Raw genomic sequence first — 2414 nt, forward strand, 5'->3', positions numbered from 1 at the left:
GGCCACCAACAATTATGATTATATTGCAGTTTTTCAGTGGTCTCAAGCGAAGTATATTCAGGCTGCGGAATAGCAACAAACTTCATGGAACATCCTTTTTAAACGAATAAAAAAACCCTAATGATTATACGAACCTTTCATTGGCATCTTCGTATAATCATTAGGGTTTATTTTAAGCTGGAATACTTATGTCTTAGCCTCTTTTTTCAACTTCTTTAAGTCTCTTCTTTGATTAAAAAATGTGCCTTGCGTAAAGCCTCTTCTGCCTCTATCAATGTGTCAATAGAAGGTGCAGTAATGGTATGTAAATGGATACCAGAAGTTAATTCTGATAGATAGGCTGCGTTTGTATGCTTTATCTTCTTCATAAATTGCTTAACTTCTTTTCGATTAGAAACGAGAATAGAAGCTGTTAAATCCCCATAGACTGGATGTTCAATTTTAACATCTTTAACCGTTACTCCATTATCAACAAGGATATTTAATTCTTCTTCTGTTTTCTCTGGAGGATGATTACAAGCAATAATTCTCTCATAAAGAGATGGTTTTGATTCCTGTAAATATAAATAGCCTTGACTAGTAGCCAATATCGGTTCGTTTTTCGCTTTTAGAAGGGTAATGTCTCCGACGATGATTTGTCGGCTAACATTCGTCAATTTGGAAAGCTCGCTACCGGTATAAGGGCGATTATTTTCTTTTAATAAGGAAAGGATGTAAGCTCTTCTTTCTTCTCCAAGCATTTTCTTTGATTCTGTCATCTAATCTCTCCTTTAATGATTCTTTCTTTTTAGTAAAAGGTTATACGTATACTCTTGCTATAGTTTAGAGTTTTATTAAGAATTGCATTGTTCAAAAAAACAATAACAGACAAAATATATAAGATGCCATTAATTAGCTATATTCAGGCTGCAGAAAATAGCAAAAACGTTTGCGAAAAGTCTCTTTTTAATAAAGAAAGGATTAAAAATAATTTTTCTTTATATATTGGTGGATTTTGTTTATATATTCTTTCCTTTCTATTTTATCAAAAGTCTCTATAAATTGAATAAAATAAATTTGATTTTTGATAGGTTCTTGGTAACAAAAATATAGTTGAAAAGAAGGACAAAGGATCTCCTATCTTTATGTTGCTAAAACACATAATTTGAAAAAAAGCGCATAGATTTTTGAATAGAATGATAACCATTTTGCATTGTGAACATAGACTATATGGACATATGCATAGGAGGGAATCTATAGTGAAGATCCATATTGTTCAGAAAGGGGATACTCTTTGGAAAATCGCAAAAAAATACGGGGTGAATTTCGAAGAGTTAAAAGCATTAAATTCCCAATTGAGTAATACAGATATGATTATGCCCGGCATGAAAATTAAAGTTCCAACTTCAGGAGGAAATATAAAGAAAGAAGCTCCTATTATGGGAACAAAAAAAGAAATGCCGATAGCAATGGAGCCAATTGTAAAGGAAGCACCGAAAAAAGAAATGCCTATTAAAGAAATGCCCAAAAAGGAAATGCCGAAAAAAGAAGCGCCAAAGGAAAAACCATACACTCCTAAAATGCCTACGCCAATCATTCCAGAAATTGATGTAACTAATTATTATTCCATGAATATGACGAATGTGGACGTAGATGTTGATGTGGACATGAAAGAAAAGGTAGTTTTGCCACCAAAGCCTGCACCAGTAGTACCTAAAGAAAAGGCAGTAAAGCCAATAAAGGCAGTAAAACCCGAAAAACCAGTAGTTCAACAAGATGAGTGTCCGCCTATTGTGCCTTATCAGCCATATTGTTATGAAGTTTCTCCAATGATGCCAGGAAGCGGTTTTCCTCCAGGAGTATGCCCTCCAGCTGGAATACCAGTAGAACAACTAGGTTCACAAGCTACGCCACTACCAGGTGTAGATTTTACAGATAAGCATAAATGGGAAGAGTCTTCATCTTCTTATTCTGCTTATACACATGGCGAAGCGCCGGTACACGGCAGTAATGTGCCCCCTGACTATTATCAACAGCCATTAGTGCAGTACGGTCAAATGCCTGTGGAACATCAGCACCATAAAAAAGAATCTTCAGACATAGCCGGATTAGGACATCAACCCTTTGTCCCTACCCCAACGCATACAGCGCCAGTATTACCATCCTATAACCTTCCTTATAAGGAGGATTGTGGATGTGGTGCTCCATCATTCCCGCAACAATCAGCGTTTCCAGCAAGCGAAGGTTTTCAATTAGAGGGAATGGGGGAAGGTTATGCACCAGGAATGGGAATGGCGCCAATGCCGCAAGGATTCAGCCCAGAAATGGGACCGATGGCAGGAGGTGCACCAGGAATGGGAATGGCGCCGATGCCACAAGGATTTAGCCCAGAAATGGGACCGATGGCAGGAGGATATGCACCAGGAATGGGAATG

At 37.3% G+C, this 2414-nt stretch carries 2 protein-coding genes; one reads left to right on the forward strand and one right to left on the reverse strand.

Going from position 1 to position 2414, the window contains the following annotated elements; translation table 11 throughout:
* Positions 1-215: 215 nt before the first annotated feature.
* Complete coding sequence (locus tag ADJ83_RS23890; protein ID WP_031540635.1) at positions 216-758, reverse strand: transcription repressor NadR; 543 nt, start codon at positions 756-758, stop codon at positions 216-218.
* A 480-nt stretch (positions 759-1238) separates the two neighbouring features.
* On the opposite strand from ADJ83_RS23890, the gene safA reads away from it, so the two are divergent.
* The coding region (gene safA / locus ADJ83_RS23895; RefSeq protein ID WP_048719274.1) for a SafA/ExsA family spore coat assembly protein at positions 1239-2414 on the forward strand (1176 nt) is incomplete at its 3' end.

It is taken from the genome of Bacillus sp. 522_BSPC (genome assembly GCF_001076885.1).
Classification (GTDB): Bacteria; Bacillota; Bacilli; order Bacillales; family Cytobacillaceae; genus Niallia; species Niallia hominis.